General features: G+C 39.9%; 27 protein-coding genes. 12 read left to right on the forward strand and 15 right to left on the reverse strand.

The features are described from left to right. The 9 genes from JWG40_RS04600 to JWG40_RS04640 form a co-directional block, all read right to left on the reverse strand. Nucleotides 1-1,251: hypothetical protein (locus JWG40_RS04600; RefSeq protein ID WP_205284689.1), on the reverse strand; the 1,251-nt coding region annotated here is incomplete at its 3' end. Next, a complete protein-coding gene (gene argJ, locus JWG40_RS04605; protein WP_205284690.1) occupies nt 1,248-2,402 on the reverse strand; it encodes a bifunctional glutamate N-acetyltransferase/amino-acid acetyltransferase ArgJ in 1,155 nt (384 codons plus the stop codon). The genes argJ and JWG40_RS04600, both read right to left, overlap by 4 nt. A 51-nt stretch (nt 2,403-2,453) precedes the next feature. Further along, nucleotides 2,454-3,818: a HAMP domain-containing sensor histidine kinase gene (locus tag JWG40_RS04610; RefSeq protein WP_205284691.1), complete on the reverse strand. Its 1,365-nt coding sequence runs from the start codon at nt 3,816-3,818 to the stop codon at nt 2,454-2,456. Next, the gene (locus tag JWG40_RS04615) at nt 3,811-4,485 is read right to left on the reverse strand and encodes a response regulator (RefSeq protein ID WP_205284692.1); all 675 of its coding nucleotides are present in this window, start codon (nt 4,483-4,485) and stop codon (nt 3,811-3,813) included. The genes JWG40_RS04610 and JWG40_RS04615 overlap by 8 nt, the downstream gene beginning before the upstream one ends. Before the next feature lie 71 nt (nt 4,486-4,556). Next, nucleotides 4,557-4,937 carry a hypothetical protein gene (locus JWG40_RS04620; RefSeq protein ID WP_205284693.1) on the reverse strand — a complete coding sequence of 127 codons (381 nt, stop codon included), beginning with the start codon at nt 4,935-4,937 and terminating at the stop codon, nt 4,557-4,559. Nucleotides 4,938-4,944: 7 nt separating this feature from the next. Continuing rightward, entirely contained in the window at nt 4,945-5,295 is a 351-nt protein-coding gene (locus JWG40_RS04625) for a hypothetical protein (protein ID WP_205284694.1), read from the reverse strand. Then, a complete protein-coding gene (locus JWG40_RS04630) occupies nt 5,279-5,806 on the reverse strand; it encodes an RNA polymerase sigma factor (protein WP_332470268.1) in 528 nt (175 codons plus the stop codon). The genes JWG40_RS04625 and JWG40_RS04630 overlap by 17 nt, the downstream gene beginning before the upstream one ends. Nucleotides 5,807-5,847: 41 nt before the next feature. Further along, complete coding sequence (locus JWG40_RS04635) at nt 5,848-6,222, reverse strand: hypothetical protein (RefSeq protein WP_205284695.1); 375 nt, start codon at nt 6,220-6,222, stop codon at nt 5,848-5,850. Further along, nucleotides 6,219-7,391: a hypothetical protein gene (locus JWG40_RS04640; RefSeq protein WP_205284696.1), complete on the reverse strand. Its 1,173-nt coding sequence runs from the start codon at nt 7,389-7,391 to the stop codon at nt 6,219-6,221. Before JWG40_RS04640 ends, JWG40_RS04635 begins: the two co-directional genes overlap by 4 nt. 12 nt (nt 7,392-7,403) lie before the next feature. Here JWG40_RS04640 and JWG40_RS04645 point away from each other — a divergent pair, with 12 nt between their 5' ends. Then, on the forward strand, nt 7,404-8,135 hold the full coding sequence (locus tag JWG40_RS04645) for a hypothetical protein (protein ID WP_205284697.1): 732 nt from the start codon (nt 7,404-7,406) through the stop codon (nt 8,133-8,135). Continuing rightward, the gene (aat, locus tag JWG40_RS04650; protein WP_205284698.1) at nt 8,132-8,797 is read left to right on the forward strand and encodes a leucyl/phenylalanyl-tRNA--protein transferase; all 666 of its coding nucleotides are present in this window, start codon (nt 8,132-8,134) and stop codon (nt 8,795-8,797) included. Before JWG40_RS04645 ends, aat begins: the two co-directional genes overlap by 4 nt. Here the strand turns inward: aat and JWG40_RS04655 are convergent. Together JWG40_RS04655 and JWG40_RS04660 are read right to left on the reverse strand one after the other, a co-directional pair. Continuing rightward, on the reverse strand, nt 8,775-9,365 hold the full coding sequence (locus tag JWG40_RS04655) for a hypothetical protein (protein WP_205284699.1): 591 nt from the start codon (nt 9,363-9,365) through the stop codon (nt 8,775-8,777). The genes aat and JWG40_RS04655 overlap by 23 nt on opposite strands. A gap of 1 nt (nt 9,366) precedes the next feature. After that, nucleotides 9,367-9,702 carry an Mpo1-like protein gene (locus JWG40_RS04660; RefSeq protein WP_205284700.1) on the reverse strand — a complete coding sequence of 112 codons (336 nt, stop codon included), beginning with the start codon at nt 9,700-9,702 and terminating at the stop codon, nt 9,367-9,369. Between the two features lie 216 nt (nt 9,703-9,918). On the opposite strand from JWG40_RS04660, the gene JWG40_RS04665 reads away from it, so the two are divergent. Then, nucleotides 9,919-10,206 (forward strand): LIC10235 family protein, encoded by a 288-nt coding sequence (locus tag JWG40_RS04665; protein ID WP_002972473.1) that lies wholly within the window; start codon nt 9,919-9,921, stop codon nt 10,204-10,206. A 5-nt stretch (nt 10,207-10,211) separates the two neighbouring features. Here JWG40_RS04665 and JWG40_RS04670 read toward each other — a convergent pair whose 3' ends face one another. Beyond that, nucleotides 10,212-10,388, reverse strand: a complete 177-nt coding sequence (locus JWG40_RS04670; RefSeq protein ID WP_205284701.1) for a DUF1289 domain-containing protein — start codon at nt 10,386-10,388, stop codon at nt 10,212-10,214. Nucleotides 10,389-10,474: 86 nt separating this feature from the next. On the opposite strand from JWG40_RS04670, the gene flgN reads away from it, so the two are divergent. From flgN to JWG40_RS04705, 7 genes are read left to right on the forward strand one after another with little or no spacing between them, the layout of a single operon-like run. After that, nucleotides 10,475-10,987, forward strand: coding sequence for a flagellar export chaperone FlgN (gene flgN, locus JWG40_RS04675; protein ID WP_205284702.1), 513 nt, complete (start codon nt 10,475-10,477; stop codon nt 10,985-10,987). 9 nt (nt 10,988-10,996) lie between these two features. Beyond that, nucleotides 10,997-12,910 (forward strand): flagellar hook-associated protein FlgK, encoded by a 1,914-nt coding sequence (flgK, locus tag JWG40_RS04680; protein WP_205284703.1) that lies wholly within the window; start codon nt 10,997-10,999, stop codon nt 12,908-12,910. 5 nt (nt 12,911-12,915) lie between these two features. Next, nucleotides 12,916-14,181: a flagellar hook-associated protein 3 gene (locus tag JWG40_RS04685; RefSeq protein WP_332470269.1), complete on the forward strand. Its 1,266-nt coding sequence runs from the start codon at nt 12,916-12,918 to the stop codon at nt 14,179-14,181. Nucleotides 14,182-14,233: 52 nt separating this feature from the next. Next, entirely contained in the window at nt 14,234-14,695 is a 462-nt protein-coding gene (fliW, locus tag JWG40_RS04690) for a flagellar assembly protein FliW (RefSeq protein ID WP_205284705.1), read from the forward strand. 3 nt (nt 14,696-14,698) lie between these two features. Then, a complete protein-coding gene (gene csrA, locus JWG40_RS04695) occupies nt 14,699-14,938 on the forward strand; it encodes a carbon storage regulator CsrA (protein WP_012390131.1) in 240 nt (79 codons plus the stop codon). A gap of 60 nt (nt 14,939-14,998) precedes the next feature. Continuing rightward, nucleotides 14,999-15,673, forward strand: coding sequence for a lysophospholipid acyltransferase family protein (locus JWG40_RS04700; RefSeq protein ID WP_205284706.1), 675 nt, complete (start codon nt 14,999-15,001; stop codon nt 15,671-15,673). Next, nucleotides 15,670-16,074 (forward strand): OsmC family protein, encoded by a 405-nt coding sequence (locus JWG40_RS04705; RefSeq protein WP_205284707.1) that lies wholly within the window; start codon nt 15,670-15,672, stop codon nt 16,072-16,074. The genes JWG40_RS04700 and JWG40_RS04705 overlap by 4 nt, the downstream gene beginning before the upstream one ends. Before the next feature lie 16 nt (nt 16,075-16,090). Here JWG40_RS04705 and JWG40_RS04710 read toward each other — a convergent pair whose 3' ends face one another. From JWG40_RS04710 to JWG40_RS04720, 3 genes are read right to left on the reverse strand one after another with little or no spacing between them, the layout of a single operon-like run. Next, complete coding sequence (locus JWG40_RS04710) at nt 16,091-16,921, reverse strand: metallophosphoesterase (RefSeq protein WP_205284708.1); 831 nt, start codon at nt 16,919-16,921, stop codon at nt 16,091-16,093. Nucleotides 16,922-16,934: 13 nt separating this feature from the next. Continuing rightward, a complete protein-coding gene (locus tag JWG40_RS04715) occupies nt 16,935-19,169 on the reverse strand; it encodes an alpha-glucosidase (RefSeq protein WP_205284709.1) in 2,235 nt (744 codons plus the stop codon). 59 nt (nt 19,170-19,228) lie between these two features. Beyond that, nucleotides 19,229-20,080: a sulfurtransferase gene (locus JWG40_RS04720; RefSeq protein ID WP_205284710.1), complete on the reverse strand. Its 852-nt coding sequence runs from the start codon at nt 20,078-20,080 to the stop codon at nt 19,229-19,231. 172 nt (nt 20,081-20,252) lie between these two features. Here JWG40_RS04720 and JWG40_RS04725 point away from each other — a divergent pair, with 172 nt between their 5' ends. Both JWG40_RS04725 and JWG40_RS04730 read left to right on the forward strand, forming a co-directional pair. Next, nucleotides 20,253-21,122 (forward strand): LIC11113 family protein, encoded by an 870-nt coding sequence (locus JWG40_RS04725; protein WP_232369174.1) that lies wholly within the window; start codon nt 20,253-20,255, stop codon nt 21,120-21,122. Then, the coding region (locus tag JWG40_RS04730) for a S1C family serine protease (protein ID WP_205284711.1) at nt 21,115-21,871 on the forward strand (757 nt) is incomplete at its 3' end. The genes JWG40_RS04725 and JWG40_RS04730, both read left to right, overlap by 8 nt.

Consider the following 21,871-nt stretch of genomic DNA (forward strand, 5'->3'; position numbering starts at 1 on the left):
TTCAAAACTAAATTTAAGAACTGCTTCTCCGCGTTGTTGGATGATGATTGGACCTTTGTCCATATTGATCATATTTTTCCATCCCATACTCGCAACGACTTCTTCTGAGTTTCGGGTAATACGAAATTGTTTTCCTTCCTGAACTATATAAAGTTCTGAATAACCAATTTTTCCAATGATCATTTCATAGTTTTCCTTCCAATCTAACTTCTGGAAGGTGGACTGAATTAAAGCTTTTATATCTGAAAATCCTTTTAGAATGCGCAATCTAGATTGTGAATACACCACTCCTAAAATATACGAAAGAATGATTCCTATATGTTGATAAGATTTTCCTGTATTTAGGATGACAAAAAACCAACTTCCATCTTCCACTTGGAAAAATTCGATTAGATTTCTATTGGTTCTTTTGAATGCGGTGATTTTCCAGCCCATGAGTTCCGGTATTGTCCCAGTTTCTAAAAGATTTTGTACACGAACCGCATAGGCAGCTTCTTTCTGGTATTTTTTATTTTCCGAAATATGATAGGATAGGATATGATTATGAATTGTTAATGCAGATTGACCCGCGAGCAATGACAAACTATGTGTAGCTTCGGCGTTGGGAATATTGGATACGGCAATAAAACCAAATAGTTTTTCACGAAAGATAAACGGATAAATATAATTTGCATGGAGTTCCATAAAGTCATTGTTTATGTTTTCATGGGAATAGGTATCTGCAACGGAGGAGCCATTTCTTTTGCTGAGTAAAAAAGATTGAAAACTTGATTTGACAATAATATCTTTTGTCGGACTCAATTTTTTCTGACGGCCTCGGAAGTACGAGTGGAAAGCAAAAGTTCCGTTCTGGGTTAATACAGCCATGGTTCCGGAATGGCTTCCTGTAATTTTCACCATATCAGGAAATACGTTTTTAACGAGAGCATCAAAGTTAAAACGTTTGATGGCTTGCCTGTAGGATTCTGCATCTTCAGTTAAGTACTCGGATAAAAATCGTGTACGAATGTATCGTGTGAGTCTTTCGATAATTGGAAGATATAAAATTAAAGCGAAAGCACTAGTCAGCAGTAATGCAAGTTCCAAATGATAAGGCATCTGTTCTGGAATTTGTGAGAGAATTAGAAAATAAGAAAGGTAAACGAGTAAAATAAATAAAGTGCGAGTAAAGATATTGGTTACCGAAAGTTTCAGCTGATAACTGGAAGGTAAAAAATATTTGAGCGAACTTTTGAATTTATTCGAATTCATGTTGTATAGTAAGCATTTTCCTGAATGTATCCTTCAGTGAAATCACAACTCCAGAAAGTTTTTTGAAATGATCCTGTATTTAGGATCACTGAAATTTCAATTTCTTCGTTGGACTTTAGATATTCAGCTAACTTTGTTTTGGTGTCGTTGTCGGCTCCCTTGACAGAAATCCCACCCAATCGTATTTCCAAGGAATCATAGGGGATGGGTTCATCAAAAACTTTTCCAATTGCCATTACAAACCGGCCCCAGTTTGGGTCCCCTCCATAAATGGCAGTTTTGACTAATGGAGAATTAAGAATGGACTTTCCAATTTTTGACACTTGCAAATCATCTCTTCCTTTGGAAACTGTCAGCTCGATGAGTTTGGAGGCACCTTCTCCATCGCGGGCGATCATTTTGGAAAGGTCCGTTGCAATTTCTTTTAAGTGGGATTCAAAAACATCATCGGGAAGGTTTCCGAGAACACCAGAACACATAAGAACCACAGTATCACTAGTGGATGTGTCAGAGTCAATTGTCACACAATTATAAGTTAGGTCTACAACTCGTTTTAAGATTCCTGGTAAGTCACCTGATTCGGGAAGATAATCACAAAGAATGTATGACAACATCGTTGCCATATTAGGTTCAATCATACCCGCACCCTTCGCAATCCCAAACATCACTCCTTCATTCATTTGCGTAGTGATGGTTCGATAGGAGATTTTTTTGCGAGTGTCCGTAGTCATAATGGCTTCGGCCACTTCTTCTAAATTCCCAGGTTTTAAATCATCTTTTGCCGTAGAACAGGCGTTAATGATTTTTTCTATGGGAAGGGGAACTCCAATCACTCCCGTGGAGGAAGGAAGGATGTCTCTGGCAGGAATACCTAAAGATTTTCCAAGTTCAGTGCAGATGGCGTAGGAATCTTGGATTCCTTGTTCTCCCGTGGCCACATTTGAATTTTTTGAATTGATGACTATGGCTTGAAGGAATCCGTCTTGGATATGGTCGCGCCCTACATAAATGGGAGCGCCGGGAAAATTGTTACGAGTGAATACAGCTGCTGCCTTGCAGCGATTTTCTGAATAAATGACTGCAAAATCTAAACTTTCGTCTTTGATTCCTATGTTTTTGCCGAAGGAATAAAATCCCAAAGGAAACTTCATAAATACCTACCGGATACCAATATTCTATCCGGTGACTTCTCTTACGAGAATCTATTTTTTAGGGAATTCAAAGGTAAAAATGGAGCCACCTTTGGGGTTGGGAGAAACAGAGACTTCTCCAGAATGTAGCCTTGCAATGTGTTTTACGATGGAAAGTCCAAGGCCAGTCCCCCCTTCCTTTCTGGAACGGTTGGTATCAACGCGGAAAAAACGTTCGAAGATTCGTTCGGCATCCTCTGCAGAAATTCCAATTCCATGATCGACTACCTGGATTTGGTTTTTGTCCTCTGTAGAAGAAGTTCTTACAACGACACTCGAACCTTCGGGACTATAGGCCGAAGCATTAGAAATTAGATTCACGAGTAGGTCCTCGAGAAGCAAACGGTCGGCCCTAACGCGAAAATCGGATGGAATATCCAAAACCAAACTTTGTTTTTTTTGGGAATAGATAACTCCCAAGGATTCGGATACATTTTTTACAAGATCCAAAACCGATACATCGGTTAGGTTCAAAACCGTTTTATGATTTTCTAAACGAGAGACCGTCAACATATCTTCCACAATTCGAATCAAGCGATCTGTATTTCTAAGAATGGCATCTAAAAATTTCCTTTCATTCGAATCTTGTGGAAGTTTTAGCTTGTATTCCAAAGTTTCGGCATACCCTTTAATCGATGTTATGGGGGTTTTTAGTTCATGGGAAGCATTTTGAAAGAATTGTTCTCGGATGAGTTGATTTTGTCTGTCTTCTGTAATGTCTGAAAGAACACCAATATACAATTGGATCATGGAATCGGATTTAATAGGATAAATGCGCGCCGTATAAAAGTGAATTCCATCTTGAAACTCTGTTTTTCCTTCCACACCATGATGGATTTTATCTTTGATAAAAGTTAAGAGTTCTTTGTTTTTGATCGAAGGAATATAATCTTTGAACTGAGAATTTTTCTCAATTAAGGTATCTGAAATATTACGATTCAAAAATAGGAATTTTTCAGTCCTATCAATGGCAAACACACCTTCTTTTAGATTTTGTAGTAAATAATTAAACTTTTCTTTTTCGACAGTGAGATCCAAAAATTGCACTTTGAGTCGTTTGGCCATTTCATTGATCGATAAAGCAAGTGTTGCCAGCTCACGAATGTCAGGTGAAGATAATTCAACGCCAAAATCTCCGGCGTTGATTTCTTTTGTTTTTTTCTCAACAGTGGCCAGAGGATCTGTGATTCGCATCGCAATGTTTGTGGAAATATAAAAAGTACCAAAAATAGCAATTAGAACAAAGCTAAATAGGACGAGGGGGCGTACGGCAGGTACAACTAGATCGTAAATAAAAAATACACCCAAGGCTAGGGTCAGTAAAACAAGTAAAAGACCCCAGTTGAGTAAAAGTAATGTAGAAAAAAAACTACGCATCTCGGAATCGATAACCGACCCCGCGTATGGTTTCTAGTCTTTCTTTTTCGGAAAGTAACTTGTCACGAAGGCGTTTGATGTTTACATCAACGGTTCGATCTGTTACAAAAACGTCTTTTCCCCAAATGCGATCGAGTAGTTTGTCCCGAGAAAAAGCAACCCCTGGGTTTCCTGCAAACAGTTGTAAAAGTTTGAACTCAATCAGAGTCAGATCAATTTCAGTTCCTTCGACAAAAACTTTGTGGGCTGTTGGGTTGATTTGGATTTTTCCTGTGGAAATAGTTCCCTGAACTTCTTGGCCTGGATCAGTTGTTCTACGTGTAACGGTTCTTACACGAGCCACAAGTTCCCGAATGTTAAAAGGTTTACGAATGTAATCATCGGCACCTAACTCAAGGCCAAGAACTACATCGGTTTCTCCGGTTTTTGCCGTTACCATTAATATAGGAATATGAGGGTATTTTTCTTTAATCCTTCTGCAAAGATCCATCCCACCAATTCCCGGTAACATTAAATCCAAAATGATTCCGTCCGGGAGGTGTTTTTCTAAACGGGGGAGAACTTCCATCCCATTGTGACATACTTCGGTCTGAAATCCTTCTTCCTCTAAATGGAATTGGATGAGTCCAGCAATGTCTTCTTCGTCATCTACAATTAGTATTTTCATGAATTATTCCAAAAGTAACAGGGATTCATTACAAAGAGAATACAAAATGATGACAAAGAAACGATATCTATCTATTTGCCGAGCATTTGGTTGATGTCTCGGATGGCTTGTCTTTGGCGAAGTAACAAAAACCCGAGGAATCCGAAAAACAAAAAGAAGGCCAATCCATAAACCCAAAGTAGGGAGCGCAGGCGCGCCTGTTCTTTTTCGATGGCTTGGATTTCTTCTAAATGGGAGATGAGAAAATAAAAGTGGTCTGCTTTCGGGTAGGATTTTTTGATTTCTGTTCGAAGTTCCGAGACGAGAATTTTCGAATCTTCTTTGGATAGAGATTCAACTAAAGGAAGAGCGCGATCCAAATCCATTTTTAGAAATTCTTCGCCGGAGGGTAAAACCTCTGCAGAGAGAGACAGGGCAAAACAAAAAAAAGGGAGAACCAATAAACCTTTCACGAATACTTTAGACCTCTTCAAATCCAAGTTTCTCTTTCCATTCATTCAGAAAAGGAATTCTTGTGTTGAGGAGTAAAAAGCCAAGGACAAGTGAATAAAAACAAAAAAACAAACTGGAACTAATCAAAATCGGTAAAAGTAACCCTGAGTCTTCGTGGTAAAAAACAGAAAGGAACATGGTGCCGAGTGGGATCATAAATAACAAAAAGGATAAACCCACAGAGGAAAATAAAAAACGTAAAGGCAGAATTTGCCCTAACACTCGCAAACGAATCACCGCAGGTGCTTCGGAATGTTTTAAAAACGGATCTGGATGAGTGAATGGTTTTTCGGCATTAAAATCAGACTTCGATTTCATGTGACCACCATTTTCTCAAAAGATCCTTACCTCTGGAGATATGGCTTTTGATCGTGTTAAGTTTTATATTTAGATCCAAAGCAATTTCTTTGAGAGGTTTGTTTTCAAAGTAATGTAAAAGAATCGGCATTTGGTATGATTTTGGTAATTTGGAGATAAGGGACCGTAAAGTATGACTGGTTTCCTCTTTGTGTAAAATTTCGACAACAGAAGGCCCTGTTTTGTCTGCTACCAAAGAAAGGTCTTCTTGCCAATTCACAATCGGTAGCTTTTTCTTTTTAAAAACTTTTGTTAGGCGAAATCTTGCGATTTGGAATAACCATGTTGAGAATTGTGATTCCCCACGAAACTTACTCAGTGATTCGTAAGTTTGAATGAATACTTCTTGGGTGAAATCTTCCGCTTCTTCTTCCGTTAGAAAGGCTTTTTTGGCTTGGGAAAAAACCATTCCTTGGTAACGTTTCATCAGCACTTCGAATTGGGACACGTCTCCTCTAAGGACTGATTGGATAGAATTCCAATCTTCCTCGTTGCAGACCCTTGTTACAGGCTCTACCGATACATTTTGTAGAAGGTCAAGAGACCGAGTCCAATTGCGAATGGGATTAACCCTCCTAACATCGCCATAGAACTTCCTAAGACGAGTATAAATACAAACGATAAAGCAAAACCAGTGAATGTCAACAAAAGACCAAGGAAAAAGGAATACAATCTGATGTCAAAACTCCAAGGTTTGTACTGGCCCGATTGGATGAGGGCCATTTTTTGTTTATGCCACCACTGGAACAAAAAAAACAAAAGTGTGGTGCCAAAGATGATTCCGATGTTGGGGACTAAATAAAGAACCAAACGATAAGGATCGGATCCTCCCGTTTTTTGAATTTCTGTTAATAATGTTATGATTGTTTCATATTGTTCTAACGTCATGAAACCGCTTCTCCAATTAAATTTGATGCGTAAGAGCTAAGATAAGACATTCCTTCTGGTTTGTCACATTGGAAAATTTGTAATCCAATATTTATAGAATCGGATTCCCCTTTTTTTAAACTTCTAAGACTTCCGTAAAAAGTATAGGGTGAAGAATTGATAACCATTTGGAAAGATACAGGGGATCCTAACGGTCTGCTTTCAATACCAGTTCCTGCGGGTAAGGTCATACCAATCCCACGCCCATCTTGGCTTATATCTCTAACGGGTGTTGTGCGAATTACCGTTTCCCAATCCTTCGCATAAGCAAATTCCAGTTGAAACACAAATTCCTCAGCTTTTTGATCTAAAAAGGCAAGTAAAGGTCCAATCCCTTCTGGCCCTTCTATGTTCGATTGTAAAATAGAGTTCCCGAGGTCTGGTAAATTACTAATGATTTCAAAATAACCTAATAAAACCTTCCCGTTTGAAAAAAAAGGAAATATCAAAGTGGATTTTGCGTTGTTTAAAAGGAGGGAGTCCAAATAAGATCGAACATAGATTTCACTGAGTTTTTTCGGACTAAAAAAACCCCTGTCGGTATAAAAAATTCTGCGATTCGCATCACGCACATAATACGGTGCTCTGGAGGTTGCCAGAGCTTCCATGAGTTGTGTGTCTACGGCATAATAAAAACCAATATGGATTCTTTTGATAAAATAGCCGTAACTCGTTAACACTTGTTCCAGGTGGACTTGCCACTGATTTAAAATTTGGTTAATAATAGAAGTTTTTCCATAGATAGAAATGACGGTTCCCAAATCTGCCGTCTGCGCCATTTTGAATTCGTAGGCAGAGATGTCTTCAATGGCTGCTCGTTTGGCAGACCTTTCTAGTGGTTCAATTAGAATTTCGTATACTTGGAGTAGATCATCTTGGTAGGGGTTGACCGGTTTGACCCGAAGTTCTACTCTGTTTTCTTTAAGAACACATACTAGGGACTTTGGTTTGGAGACAATGGGTTCGGTAGTAACGATAGTGATATGGACTGATTTTAGGATGTCGTTTACCGCTACCGGATTTTGGAGAGTAAACTTTTGTTTGGAATCCTTGTCTTGGAGAACCGTCGTAGTCAGTTTGGAAACGATTCCCAAAACTGTCCTTTGGTCAGTCAGTCTATATTTTTTCATGGTCTAAACAGTATGATACGTAAAATCCTAATTTTTGCCATAGTTTTTCCATCCTTTTTGCCTCTATGGGCAGAAAAACCAAAATTCCAATACTTCGGAAAAGCATACGATCTGAGCACTGGAAAATACATATATTCAGACAATCATAAAGAATATTATAATAATGGAAAACATGTCTATTCAGATATCCTTTACAAAGATGCCGAAGGAAAGGTGTTCGGATCTAAACATATTGAGTTCGATAAAAACTCTGAAGTCCCCACCTTTAAAACAGAAGATTTTAGAGACGGTTATACGGAAGGGGCCGACGTAAAAGGTAAATCGGTTCGTTTATTTTCGAAACGAAAAAAGGAAGATCCTATGGCGGAGCGAACCTACACCCCGAAATATCCAGCTGTGATGGATGGAGGATTTGATTATTTTGTAAGAAATAATTGGGAGACTTTAGCAAAGGGAGAAAGGATGTCCTTTCATTTCCTTGCACCCATCCAGCTGGATGATTATAAGTTTGCTGCGGAAAAAATTCGAGACGGCGAATGGAAGGGAAGGCCTGCGTTATATTTACGACTGGAAGTGGACAATTTTATTTTGAAACAGGTTGTGAAACCATTTCTTTTGGTTTATGATGTTCAAACCAGGAGAATTTTACAATTCGAAGGGCTTTCTAATATCAATGATGAAAATGGGAAAAGTTTGAAAGTAAAAATCGTTTACGATTATCCAAAGGAAGTATTGGAGCCTTGACTCAAAGAAGTTTAGACCAATTTTTTAAAAACCCACGGACTTGGAAGGAAGATCTTGTCGCCGTGGGTGGAGATTTTTCCGTAGAGCGTTTGTTATATGCTTACAAACGAGGAATTTTTCCTTGGTCTGAAGATCCGATTCGGTGGTATTGTCTCGACCCTCGTGCCATCTTTGATTTACAAAGGATTCATTTTTCTAAAACAGTACTTCGTAAAGTGAGACAAGGTAAGTTTCGTATCACTTTCAATGAAGCCTTTCCGATCGTAATGCAAGGTTGTTCTTATAGAGAAAAAGATAATACATGGATTACTCCTGGTTTTATCGAAGGGTATTTGGAATTACACCGATTGGGATGGGCGCATTCTGTAGAAGTATGGAATCCAGAAAATATTTTGGTAGGTGGGGTGTATGGAGTGGCAATTGGAAAGTTCTTTGCCGGGGAAAGTATGTTTTCCTTTGAATCGGATGCAGGTAAGGTTGGTTTATACCATCTATTTCATGTTTTACGGAAATCAGGCTTTGCCCTTTTTGATACCCAACAACTCAATCATGTGACCTGGCAATTGGGTGCCTACGAAATTCCCAAACATTCCTATTTGGATCGTTTAGAACGTGCCTTAGGTGATCAAACCCCCTGGGTCATTCCAACTTCACTCGACTAAATTCATCTAATTCTACTTTCCACAATTTCTGAATTTCACCTGTAACAGCTTCCCATTCTTTGTCACCTAACTTCGGTGCTTTGTAAGGATCAAAATTAGGATGGTTTTCCCAAAAAACATCCAATTCCGGTTTGGAAATGGTGGTTCTAAAAATTTCTGCTTCTTGGATCTCGGCATCAGGATTCTTTTCTCCCTGGATGAAAAAAGGTTTGGAAAGGCTTAGGGATAACCTATGGAACTGATGGAGAGCCAGGGCATAACCCACTCGAAGTAGGACCAAACTATGGTATTCTGTGCCAGTCTTTCGGTAATCGGATGCATCATTGAAAGTGAGTGCCGAATTACTACCATAGGTGATGTGAACTTCATTTTTTTTGTCTACATCGACTTCTGATTCGAACCGTTTCAATTCTTGTCCGAGGATTTTCGGCAAAACTAAATCTGAAAAACCGAAAAGGTTTTCGTGATTTCCATCTCGCAAGGAAGTGATCTCCTGTTTGGTAACTTCTTTCGGATGGCAACCAAGGAATAAAACAGCAGTTACAAGTAAGTTGAGAACAAGTTTCATCTTAACCTTTATTTGACTTAATTTTGGCAAATTCTACATCAATACGTCCCGTTAACATTTTGAAATACATGATCCAATCAGATACAAAGGAATAGATGGGATAGGTAAAAGTTGCTGGACGGTTTCTTTCGACGAAAAAATGTCCAATCCATGCAAAGAAATACCCACTAACAAGGGCGTACGCTAAGATATAGAATTTACCAGTGGATATAAATCCAAGGATACAGCCTAATGCTAGACTCGATCCAATGAAGTGAAGAGCTCGATTGAAGGGATGGCTATGTTCCTCTAAATAAAAAGGGAAAAAATCTTTGAGTGTTTTGTATTTCTTTTCCATACATGGCTCCTTGTCTTTGATCTTAGTAGATATTTCAACTTTGCCAAGACAAAAATGATTCTAAATATTAGAGTTTATCCCTAGTTTTTTTGTCTATATTCCATAAATAGGATATGATTCCAAAATTGTGTTGCGCGTTAGGGGGTACTAACTAATGTGCATTAACATTTAGAATCTAACAGAGAGTTAAATTTAGCAAAAAAAGCAGGAGAATGTATGAAACCTAAATCGATAAAACCGGATGAGCTGAGTAAGATTTTTTCCGAATTAAAAAAAGGGGAAGAGTCTGCAATCGGTAGCTATTTGGTAAAAGGGGTTCGCCTTCAAATCAGTAAATACAATCTTTCTGGAGCAGAAAGAGTTCAGTTGTTGTATAAACGAAGAAGAGCTCAAGGGATGTGTATTGTATGCGGAAAAAAAGTCACAAAGAAAAATCCATCTACAGATCAACTCTATAGATTGTGCGAAGAACACCGCAATAAGATTGATAAAGGTTCTAAATAACCATTTTATTTGAGAGAGCCTCCCGCCTTTCTTTGCGGGAGCTCACTCCAAACTTTTTCTCTCTCTTCCTCGGTCATCACAGACCAATTCCCAATCTCTTCTATGGTGCGAAAACAGCCCGCACAGAGTCCTGAATTCGGATCCATCATACAGACTTTGGTACAAGGCGATTTTAGTGACATAGGCCTGAAAATAGTAAATTTTTATAAATTTTCCTAAGCTAGTTTGGGAATCCGTCGATCCTTCCCATAAGGGAAAAGGAATTCGCATGTTGGATTGGGTAGAATCACTTAGAAGTTTATTTACTAATGAAATAGACTGTTACAAGCGCCTCCTGGAATTGGAAGGCAAAAAAAGAGCTGCGATCCATTCTGCGGACGGAAAATCCTTGGAATCTTGCGTTAAAGAAAGTTATCACATTATGGTAGAAGCATCCGAATTGGAAAGAATTCGAATGAAGGCCATCGAAGATGTCTATGAAAAGGAAAAATTCCAGAAAGACGAATCTTCCATTACTCTTACAAATTTTTTAAACCAACTGGATCGTGATTCCAATTTCAAATTAAAAACCTTTGCTTTAGAATTGAAGAAGGTTGTGGCCGATCTAAAAGACGCCATCATTACCAATGACAAACTCTTAAAAACTAGAAAAGAGTTTTTGCAGACTACTGTTGACTCTTTACAAGAGTTATCGAAAGAAAAAGTTTATACCTCACACAAACAACCGACAAGGCGTGGGCAGAGCCAAAAAGGCGCGATCATTTTGAACGCGACTGCCTAGGAGAATCGTATGGGATCAACATTCCAGGGAATTGAAATAGGGAAACGAGGACTTTCGGTCCACCAACAAGCGATCCAAACCACAGGTCATAACATATCCAATGCGGATAACAAACATTATGCGCGTCAACGAGTGGTCATGAATAGTATGGATCCGATTTATGATCCTGCGTTCAACCGAGCAGAGGTTCCAGGACAAATTGGACAAGGCGTAAAAATTTCCGAAATCGAAAGAGTTCGTGATAATTTCATTGATGATCGTATCATTGATTCATCCTCTCTCAAAGAATATTGGGGTAAAAAAAACGACTACCTTTACCAAGTAGAAACTGTTTTTAACGAACCGACGGGTACAACACTTCGTTCCATGATGGACCAGTTTTGGTCTTCTTGGGAAGATCTTTCCAATTATCCGGAAGAAACGGCACATAGAGCAGTCGTACAAGAAAAAGCCGAAGCTCTTGGATCTCGAATGGAAGATGTGTATCGCAAACTCTCCCTATTAAGAGACCAATCCAATCGTGAAATTGAATCGAAGGTGAATCATTTAAATACGGTTGCTGAGAATATCAAATCACTGAACGAAAAAATCACAAAATCACAAGCGTTAGGTGATAATCCGAATGACCTTTTGGATAGAAGGGACGAACTTTTACAAGAACTGGCGGGAATGGCGGACATTACCATTGGTCGCAGCGATGAAGATGAACTTATGGTTTTTATTGGCCAACAAATCCTTGTTCAAGGGCAAAAGGTTCATAAAATCGATCTCGTCGGAAATTCCAATAACGATGGCCTTCTGGACTTAAAATGGTCAGAGACGGGAGACACCGTTCTACTGCGCCAAGGGAGTATCCAAGCTCTCTATGAAATTCGCGACCGGATTTTGGTAGAAAAAATCAATGCGGTCGATGCCCTCGCGATCAACGCCATGGATGTCATCAATGAAATCCACAAAGATGGATTTGGTTTGAATGGAAAAACAAATTTAAACTTTTTTGAAAGCCGAGCTCTTGCCACGAACACCTTTGGGGAAATTGATACCGACGGAGATGGACTAAACGACAAAACCGCTGTGTTCCGTGTGACGGGCCGTACATCCATTGATGCGGATCGTCCCATTGGAATTTCAGGAACCATGCGTTTTTTGAAAGCAAGTCCTGGTGGCGAAACAGAAGTCCTTGTTCCTTACTCCAAAGATGATACTTTGAATGCTGTCATCAAACGAATCAATCGTTCGGAAACAGGTGTCGTGGCTTACATGTCGCATGACAACCAGTTGGCGCTAAAAGCAACGACAAACCCTCTGGATAAAAAAGAAAACTTTATGATCCGTCACTTAGAAGACTCGGGCGAACTTCTTGTAGGTCTTACGGGAATTCTAACGGCAACAGGAGTGGCAGGGTCTTTTGACTATCGAAAAATTGGTGAGATCAATAAATTCCAAGCGAATGCGCAGGACATCACTCTCACTCCGATGTATCATCCTTCTTCTTTCTTTAAAATGTCGGAAGATGTAAGAAACAATCCGGCAAACATTGCCGCAGCACGTGGTAAGGATGTGAATGGATCTGGTGACTACAATTCACCTAACGGCCAAAAAGATGGATCCAATGCCCTTCTCATTGCGGCGGCTCTCCGAGAAAAACCGGTGATGTTTGATTATTCCAAAACTACGGATGATTTTTACAACTCACTGATTTCTAGACTCGGAACAGAAGCTCGCGAAGCAAAACAAGAGTATACAACACAAAATGAACTGATGGTAGAACTTGAGAATATGCGTCAGTCCGTGATGGGTGTGAATTTGGATGAAGAGATGGCCAATATGGTGCAGTTCCAACAGTCCTATAACGCCTCTGCAAGAATGATCTCCACACTCAATGAGATGCTTGATACCATCATCAATAGGTTAGGTGTATAAAAATGATTCGAATCACTAACATGATGCAAAACAATTCCTTGGTGCGTAACTTAAACCGCCACCAAGTGGCTATGGACGAAACCCAAACCCAACTAGGAACAGGATTAAAAATTCGTAAACCTTCGGATGATCCGGGGGCAGCCACAAACCAAATGTACTTTCGCTCACGCCTGAATGAACTTTCTCAATATGAGGAAAACATTGGGGATGGATACCAAAGGTTACAACAAATCGATGGTGTCCTAGACAAAATGGGAGAAATTTTCCAAAGAGCTCGTGTTCTTACGGTTCAGGCCGGGAATGGAATTTACCAAGGGGACAAGGGATTTGAATTGGAAGTGGCTATCGGGAAAGAGATAGACCAACACTTACGTGCGATTGTCGATCTTGCCAATGCTCGCGATGCCACCGGACAACCGTTGTTTGGTGGTCATGTGATTGAACGGCCTCCTTTTGAACCCATTGAATCTAAAATCAAAGGTTTACAAGGCCTGGAACTCAAAAACCAATATGTGGGAGTTGAGTATCGGGGTGATATCGGCGAACAACTTCGCGAAATTGAAAAGGGTGAATACATCCCGATCACCATTCCTGGAAACAAAGTATTTTGGGGAACAAATGTTAGTGTCACTTCCAAAGTCGACAACTCTGCCTACCAAGCAACTTCGGACCAAAAGTTCAAAATTGATGGAGTAGAAATTCATATTTCTGTGGGTGATACTATCGATGATGTGATTGATAAAATCAATAATTCGCCACTGGAAGTAAAAGCAAGTAAACTGGCACAAGATAACATTTCTATTTCCTCTACAGCACCTCACCAAATTTGGTTGGAAGATGTGGATGGCGGAACAGTGCTTCGCGACATTGGACTTGTAGAACCGAGCGCCAGTGAACCACCGAATAACTTTTCTAAGTCGGCAACAGTGACTGGACTTTCTGTATTTGATGTTCTTATCCAACTTCGAAATGACCTCATCCAAAAAGACCAAGAACGAATTGGTGGAAGGGATTTGGGGGATTTGGACTTAGCATTGGAAAATATCCTTCGTCATCGGGCAACGATAGGGGCTCGAATGAATCGTTTGGAACAACATGAAGACCGAGTTTCGTATGACAAAATGTATATGACAGAACTTCTTGCAAAAAATGAAGGAATCGATTTTCCAGAAACCATTATGAATATGAAATGGTTAGAAACAATTCATAGTTATGCGCTCAATGTCGGTTCTAAAATTATCAAACCAACTTTGATGGATTTCCTTCGGTAAACGAAATTAAATGACGGAAATATTAGAAAGAATAGAAACTACAGGAACTAGAATGTCGGTAACGATTCACACAAAACCTTTCGGAACCATCCAAGTGGACGCAAAACAAATCTTAAAATTCCCACAAGGATTGTTAGGATTTGAAGAATTTGACGAGTATGCACTGATAGAAGAAAGTCCAGAAAGTCCTTTTAAGTGGTTACAATCCACAAAAGAATCGGGACTGGCATTTATCGTAATCCAACCTGAACTTTTTATGAACGATTACAAACCTGCGGTTTCCGATGAAGAACTTCATGATATTGGACTCTCTGGTTGGAAAGAGGGATTGATTTTCCTCATTGTGACGATACCTCATGACAATCCCAAGGGAATGACTGCAAATCTCCAAGGGCCTATCATTTTGAATGGAAAAGAAGGTAAGGGAAAACAATGTATTTCTCGAGATGAAAATCATCCGATTCGTAAAAACATTATTGAATCAATGGAAGAGATGTCTTCCGAAAAGGTATAATCCGTGTTAGTTCTTGCAAGGAGGAGTAACCAATCGATTATGATCGGTGACGATATCGAAATTGTCATTGTAGATATTAAAGGGGATCAAGTAAAGATTGGCGTCAAAGCTCCGAAAAATGTTTCTGTTCATCGGGCGGAAGTATACAAAGAAATCCAAGAAGAAAACAAAAAAGCTGCCGGTACAAACATCAAACCGGAAGATTTGGGTAAGTTAGGAGACTTGTTCAAAAAGAAAACTTAACTTGATCTTTCGCTAGATTAGAGTTTCCCTGGAATTTAACTCTGGGGAGTATCCTTACCTTTGAAACGTAAAATTTTAGTTTGGCTGTTGCCTCTCATCGTCGTTTGGTTCCAACGATTGATTGTTCTTACTTCAAGGTTTCGTTTTCTCACAAACGAACCATACGAAGAATTATTCAAAAACAAAAAACCTTTTATCTATTCTATTTGGCATACGAACGTTTTGTACTCTCCTTATTTACATCGAGGTAAAAACGTTGCGGTTTTGATTTCTGAATCGAAAGATGGGGACTACATCAACCAAGTGGTCCATCGGTTTGGAAACACTAGCATTCGTGGCAGTAGTTCGAAGGGTGGATCCAAAGCTTTAAAGGCAGTGATCCAACATTTAAAAAAAGGTTTACCTGCCGCCTTTACACCCGATGGCCCAAGAGGCCCTGCATTCATTCTCCAACCAGGTATCATTGCGGCAGCCCAAGTGACACAAGCTCCCATTGTTCCTTTCCATTATGAATGTAGCAGACAGTGGATTTTAGAACGAGCTTGGGACAAACATAGAGTTCCCAAACCCTTTACCACTTTTGTTGTCTCCTATGGAGAGCCCATATCAGTTCCTCGTGATTTGAATGAAGAGGAATTTGAAAAGATGCGTCTAAAAGTGGAAGTGGCTATGTTAGAAAACCGTGATCGTGCGATTACAGAAGCAGACCGAATTTATAAAGGAGAATCCAAATGACAGCAGTATTCGAAGACAAGGTGGTAGTCTCTACCGCAAAAACTAAATATGAAACCAAAATCAGTGCGGGAAAACATAGTTGGATTGCCGATGAGCCTGCTGATAAAGAAGGAACGGATTTAGGACCTATGCCTACCGAGTTACTGGCTTCGTCTTTGGGTGCATGTACCTCCATTACTCTCAGAATGTATGCCGATAAAAAAGGATATCCTTTGGATTCTGTGGAAGTTCATGTAACCATTGATAAACGATCTCCAGAGGATCATCAATTTACAAGACTAGTATTTCTTTCAGGAAATTTAACCCCGGAGCAAAGAGAAAGATTACTTGCCGTTGCGAATGCTTGTCCGGTGCATAAAATCCTTTCTGGCAAAATAGAAATTGAAACCAAACTAGGTTAGGATTCATTCACCTAACTTAGTCCACCCACAATGGAATCACAGTAGCGGACCCTCCATCCCATTCGATTTTTGTATGGAAATGTTTTCCTTCTTGGATCCTTGGGACTTTGGCACCGTTTACATAAAAGGTGCCGCCTGTGTATTCATGAGTTTCTCTTTCCCTTTTTTTACTAATGGAATGGTGCATATGACCTGAGAGCACCAAGGGAACTTTTTTCCCGATGGATTTGGCGTAACTGATAGCTTCGGTCAGATCAATATCTCCCCAGTCTCCACCTTCTTTTTTGAATTCCGCTCCATACATAGAATTTTTTGCCGCACCCAAACCAAAAGGACCGTTATGCGAGAGAAAGAAGATATTTTTTTCCTTAGTTCCATCGATGAGGCGTTTGTATTTTTCAATCGATGCTTCCATATGGGAAACCAAATAGATTTTTTTCATATTGGGTGCAAAACTAAGTCCTCCACCCATAGCGTGAGGCCGACCTACAATCAAACTTAAGTCTAACTCCTGTGATAAAACTAAAGAACTGTAACCAAGTAAACTAATTGGTTTTACTAGTTCCGAAAGATTACGCATCCTTCTGTTTTGGCCAAATTGCCCTGATTGGATGAGGATTTTGGATTGGATCACTTCTCCAATGATGGATGTGAGACTGGTTCCATCCCAATTTCCTGGAATCATATAAGCTCGTTTGGTGAGACCTTGGAAAGAAAGTTTCCCAAGTTTTGGATTGCCCCGAAGGTCTCCCGTAAAAAACAAACAATCGTAATCCGAAGCATTGAAATACTCGATATCATTTTGGTTCCAATATCCGTGAATGTCTCCAATCAATGCAAATTTCATAAGAGTGGTGTCCTTAGTCTTTATTCCGAATGCTACTAATAGAAGAACGAATGAGAGCTTCCGATTTTCCACCAATCCGAAGGAAGGCTGGTGGTTTTCCTATGGGTGCAGGTACTTGTACTTTTCTGTAACCATCATAAGTTGTTCCTGTCCAAAGGTGTTGCCATCTACCTCGAGGAAGGTAAACTTCCTGAACAATCTCGCCACTTTCCACAACGGGAGCTACGAGCAGATCATCTCCTAGAAAAAACTGGTATTTGTATTTGAAGAAATTTTTGTCTTCAGATTCTACAATGGAATTGTGTCGCACTACAGGAATTCCTGTTTGGGATGCCTCTTCCACCAAACTTTGGATATATGGTTTTAGAGCAAAATGGATTCTTGCTATTTTTGCAAAAAGAGCCACTGTATCTTCATCGCCGAGGGATTTGGTTCCGTCCGGTTTTGTGTAAGTATAAACTTGCCAGTTCTTTAGAGGTCGATTCCCTTCGTGGGTACGAAAGACCGGAGTAAAGGCAGAGGCCTCTGCCCAACGCAAGAGGAGTTCCTTGGATCTATGGTAGTTTCGGAGTGGATTGGAAATGGTTGTGTACCCGCCAATGTCACTGTGATTTAACGCATAACCGCTGATACCCGATGCGGTTAGACCAATGATAGAAGAAGGAAGGCCGTCATTGGTTCCAAAACTCACCATTTGGTCTCCTTCCCAAAAAAGTGTGGAATAGGCATTGGAATAACTATAACCGGCACGAGTGAAAAATACAATTTTACCTTCCATACCGGCTTCTTTAATCGCTTCTCTGTTGATCCTTGCCCAATCGACAGGATAACGATTGTGATAGATTTTGGCATCAACACCTGACGCAAGTTTGGCGTCGTAGGGCAACCATTCTCCAAAATCGGCCATCCAACCAGAAAGACCCATTCCAATTAAGTTCTTTTTGATTAAGTCCTTGGTCCAACGCACTGCCAAAGGATTGGTGAGATCAATTAAGTAAGCAGGAAATCCAACGGTTTGGATGAGATAATCCTCTCCATTTTGGTTTTTGACAAGATACCCTTTTGTCTTTGCTTCCGTTAAGAGAGGGTTTGTAAAATCATCGCCTGGTTTTTTTGGATCAGTGTCGGCCAGGAAGGAATTGATATAACCTAAGACCTGTACATTTTGATCGTTCATCGATTTTACAAATTTCTTAAAATCGGGGTAGAGGGTTTCGTCCGCATACCAACGCCATTTGAGTTGGTCTCCAAAATTGGTCACACGGCGCCCACACCAGTCTTGGATCCAAAGAGCAGTTACGGGGTTTCCAGCACCTTTTGCTTGTTTAACGATAGTAGAAACTTTTTCGGTCCCTCCTTGGACACCGAGCCAAGTTCCATAAGCCCAATCAGGAAGTTCCGGAAACCTGCCAGTTTTTTTGGTATAAGCTTCAATCAGGGCTTTGGAAGAAGTTCCGATCCAAATGGTTCCGGTAAGTGATTTTTCTGATTGGAAATCCCAAAATTCCACCTTTGTTTTATTCGAATCACTAAAATCAAATTTCGCATAACCACTGTTTTCAAAAAAAACAGAACGATTTTCGGAAGTGATGTAGTGGGGAATGGGTGCATAAGTCGTATAAGCATTTCCACCAGCACCAGCGAGTAAGTTTGCTCCTGTTGTGATGGGTTGGTCTCCGCGTCCTACTCCTTGTTCTTCCGTAAAGAGAAAGGGCGTTTTTCCTTTGAGTTCATCATAGGTGAACTGTTCGCCGAGTCCATAGATCCGTTCCTCAGGATGGGAACTGTATTGGAATTGGATTCTGTTGAGAGTAGGATCAGAAAGAGTAATCTTGAATTCGATTTCGGTTTCTGATTTGGCTAAAAATACAATTTGGTAATCACTAGAACAATCACTACCGGATAACTTTCCTTTGATGGTGATTTTGCTGGCTTCTTTTTTGATTTCGTCTATGGATTGTTTTGTGCAGGATTTTTGTAGATTTTCTTTGAACTGAAAGGATGCCATTCGATATTTGGCAGTGGTCTCTTTGGTGAAGGATTGCAGGAAGGGTTCCGCAAGAAAAAGTTTGATAAAGACTTTATCCAGCGATTGGTTTCTTAAGGTGAGCTCATTTGTCGATTGGATCCATTGAACTTGTTTGCTCAGGGGAAATGATTCTTCCGTGATCGGAATCTGGGAAATGATGCGAGACGCACATTCCAAGAAAAATAGAGAGTATGAAAATATAAATAATCGAAATGCCATCGACCCCTCCGGGAGCAGGAGTAAGTGGATCGATGGTTTAGGGTTTCGTAAATCCTTTTTTAAACTTTCTTGCGATCGACTCCGCCAACCCGAGGGGGAGCTGCAGCGGCCCCTTGTTTGGCACCAAAAACCGCAACTGCTTGTTTGGGTAGGCTCGACTTTCTCCACTCAAACCAAGAACCTTGGTAAGTAGTTACGTCAATGTACCCTGCCTCTCTAAGCATCAGCGCTAATAAACAAGAACGAGCCCCATTGTAATCGTAAATCACAGTCGGTCTTTCTGGCATAAAAGGAAAACCATTTAGACGTTTTTTGAAGAGAGAGCGTTCGATGAGGTTGGCATCGCCGTCATACAAGTTTCTCCAATCCCAAAGGAAGGCTCCAGGCAAACGCCCGCAAAGAGTTCCTTCTTCTGGGGCAGTGAGCCTTGGCAACCGACCTTCGTATTCGTCCATGGTTCTTGCATCGAAGATTTGAAGTTTGGTAAGATTTCTTTCCATAAAGGCTTTGTCTACAACGCCTTCAATGGGTTTTACTTTGTCAGCGATTGGTGGTTCTATTTTCAACTCACCTTTGGATTTATTTCCATCGACAGGCCATTTTTGACCAAGGACATAGGCCTCTTTGATTCCCATACCGCGAAGTAAATACACCATACGAGTGGAGAACATTCCCATTCCCTCATCGAATACAATGATTCGAGTTTTTTTGGATTTTTGAAATTCTTGTACGACAGCGACCATTGGTCCGTACAATTTCTTTTGGGATTCTGGATCAGATCCGAATGCTTTTTTGATAAATGGATAGTAGTAAGCACCTTCTAACGTTTCTTCTTCATATGCTGATTGGGAACGACAATCGATGAGGAAGTCACCAGGTTCTATTTCGGTTTTAAGAAAGTTCCAGTTCAAAAAAGTATTCTCCTATTTCTTACATTACTTTTCCCCCCCATGAATTTTTGAAAGTCTGAAAACCAAAAAAAAAGTTCATCTATGGTTTGAGACATAATGAGAAAAGAAATCAATTGGATGCCAGTTGATTCTTCGGGGTAGAGAAGCCGATAATCACCATAATCGGTAATCCATGATTAGGCAGTTATACATATACTTCGCATTGATTTTGTTTCTTTTTCTGTCTGGCCTTGTTTTTGCGGACCGCACAAAGACAAACTTGTCGTTACAAACGCTTGCGGCAGAAATGGAGGCTTGGAAAGAGAGAAAACCATCCCAACTGATCCGAAAACAGATCCAAAACAATCAAAGTTTGCCTATGGATGATGGCAATTGCCATTTAGAGCCTGCTTCTCGCATTTCCTCTGTCACATACTTTCGGTTCAGTTGCCAAAAAGATTCGGAGCCGATGTTGATTCAATTTCAATCTCATCAGAAAAGGAAATTAGATCCAGGGATGTTCCGATTAAGGGCCGTTCATCGGATTGGAAAAAAACAATACTTAGAAATTGAAACAAGTCTTGGTATGACTGAAACAAAAATGGTTTCGAAAATGATTACGGATGATACGGACTTAGATTATCCAACAAAAAAACAGATCCCCAGCTTTCCTGAAGGAAAAACCGTAGCTAAAAACTATAAACCAATTCAAAATCCGAACCTATTCTATTTTAAATCTATTACCGAAAACCCACACCGAAGAAAAGAAGTTCCAAGTAATATTGAGGTGTTTTTTGATTCTTCTTGTCCTTTGGAACTGATTGAAAAAGACGAGAGTTTTTATTGGGACCAAACAGTATCCTACGTTTTCCGTATCACATGTATTCGTGATTCTGCTTATAGTTTGATCAGAGTGCCTTCTTCCGCTTCTGGTGATTTGGTATCTTCCAATACAATATGGAAAAATCCAAAACCTGGTGACCGGGTTTTAGGAAATGCCGTCCTAAAAAAAATCACAGAAACTCAAACCTACTGGGAGAAAATCGTTTTGTATTATGAATAAAATATTTAAAACCTGCATTCTGTTTTTTGTATTGAGTAGGTCAATACTGGCTCAAGTAGATCCTGAGCCGGCTGTAGATTCTATTTTTCGTTCTGTGGTTCTCATTCGTAATGAAGGATTCAATACCGAAAACAAAACGCAACCGTGGATGAAAAAGAATCTATATACTGGATTTGGATCCGGCCTTGTTTTGCCAAACCAAACCATATTAACGAACGCTCATGTGGTGCGCGATGCCAAAAGAATTTTGGTTAAAAGTAGTTTTACTAAAAAAGAATATTTAGCAGATGTTAAATTCATCGGGTATGATTGTGATTTGGCTTTATTGCAAGTGACGGATCCTGATTTTTCGGAACAAACTACATCTTTGTCTTTTTTGGAAGGAATTCCGAATTTAGGTTCTGATTTATTACTTCTTGGATTCCCGAATGGAAATGATAGTTTATCTGTGGAAAAGGGATCGGTCCTTCGGTTTGAAAAAAACCGCTACACCTATTCTGGGTTAGATTATCGAAACGTATTAAAAATCACAGCCAATATCCAACCTGGAAATTCCGGTGGCCCTGCCGTACAAAATGGAAAAGTGGTGGGTCTTGTTTTTCAAATTAGTACTTTGGAACAGGGGATTGCTTATTTGATATCGAATGACATCATCCGTCATTTTTTAGAAGATATAGCTGACGGAAAGTATGACGGGTTTCCTAATATCGGATTTACTTTCCAAAATGGAAATCCAAAAAGTTTAAAAC

Origin of the sequence: Leptospira abararensis (assembly GCF_016918735.1) — a bacterium.
Taxonomy (GTDB): Bacteria; Spirochaetota; Leptospiria; order Leptospirales; family Leptospiraceae; genus Leptospira_A; species Leptospira_A abararensis.

Bases quoted from the DNA above. Each gene is read 5' to 3' on its own strand.
- JWG40_RS04645 (WP_205284697.1), top strand. From the start codon at position 7,404: ATGATACGTAAAATCCTAATTTTTGCCATAGTTTTTCCATCCTTTTTG.
- JWG40_RS04610 (WP_205284691.1), bottom strand. From the start codon at position 3,818: ATGCGTAGTTTTTTTTCTACATTACTTTTACTCAACTGGGGTCTTTTA.
- argJ (WP_205284690.1), bottom strand. From the start codon at position 2,402: ATGAAGTTTCCTTTGGGATTTTATTCCTTCGGCAAAAACATAGGAATC.
- JWG40_RS04725 (WP_232369174.1), top strand. From the start codon at position 20,253: ATGATTAGGCAGTTATACATATACTTCGCATTGATTTTGTTTCTTTTT.
- flgK (WP_205284703.1), top strand. From the start codon at position 10,997: ATGGGATCAACATTCCAGGGAATTGAAATAGGGAAACGAGGACTTTCG.
- JWG40_RS04660 (WP_205284700.1), bottom strand. From the start codon at position 9,702: ATGGAAAAGAAATACAAAACACTCAAAGATTTTTTCCCTTTTTATTTA.
- JWG40_RS04665 (WP_002972473.1), top strand. From the start codon at position 9,919: ATGAAACCTAAATCGATAAAACCGGATGAGCTGAGTAAGATTTTTTCC.
- JWG40_RS04640 (WP_205284696.1), bottom strand. From the start codon at position 7,391: ATGAAAAAATATAGACTGACTGACCAAAGGACAGTTTTGGGAATCGTT.
- JWG40_RS04625 (WP_205284694.1), bottom strand. From the start codon at position 5,295: ATGAAATCGAAGTCTGATTTTAATGCCGAAAAACCATTCACTCATCCA.
- JWG40_RS04705 (WP_205284707.1), top strand. From the start codon at position 15,670: ATGACAGCAGTATTCGAAGACAAGGTGGTAGTCTCTACCGCAAAAACT.
- flgN (WP_205284702.1), top strand. From the start codon at position 10,475: ATGTTGGATTGGGTAGAATCACTTAGAAGTTTATTTACTAATGAAATA.
- JWG40_RS04715 (WP_205284709.1), bottom strand. From the start codon at position 19,169: ATGGCATTTCGATTATTTATATTTTCATACTCTCTATTTTTCTTGGAA.
- JWG40_RS04710 (WP_205284708.1), bottom strand. From the start codon at position 16,921: ATGAAATTTGCATTGATTGGAGACATTCACGGATATTGGAACCAAAAT.
- JWG40_RS04670 (WP_205284701.1), bottom strand. From the start codon at position 10,388: ATGTCACTAAAATCGCCTTGTACCAAAGTCTGTATGATGGATCCGAAT.
- JWG40_RS04615 (WP_205284692.1), bottom strand. From the start codon at position 4,485: ATGAAAATACTAATTGTAGATGACGAAGAAGACATTGCTGGACTCATC.
- JWG40_RS04655 (WP_205284699.1), bottom strand. From the start codon at position 9,365: ATGAAACTTGTTCTCAACTTACTTGTAACTGCTGTTTTATTCCTTGGT.
- fliW (WP_205284705.1), top strand. From the start codon at position 14,234: ATGTCGGTAACGATTCACACAAAACCTTTCGGAACCATCCAAGTGGAC.
- JWG40_RS04635 (WP_205284695.1), bottom strand. From the start codon at position 6,222: ATGACGTTAGAACAATATGAAACAATCATAACATTATTAACAGAAATT.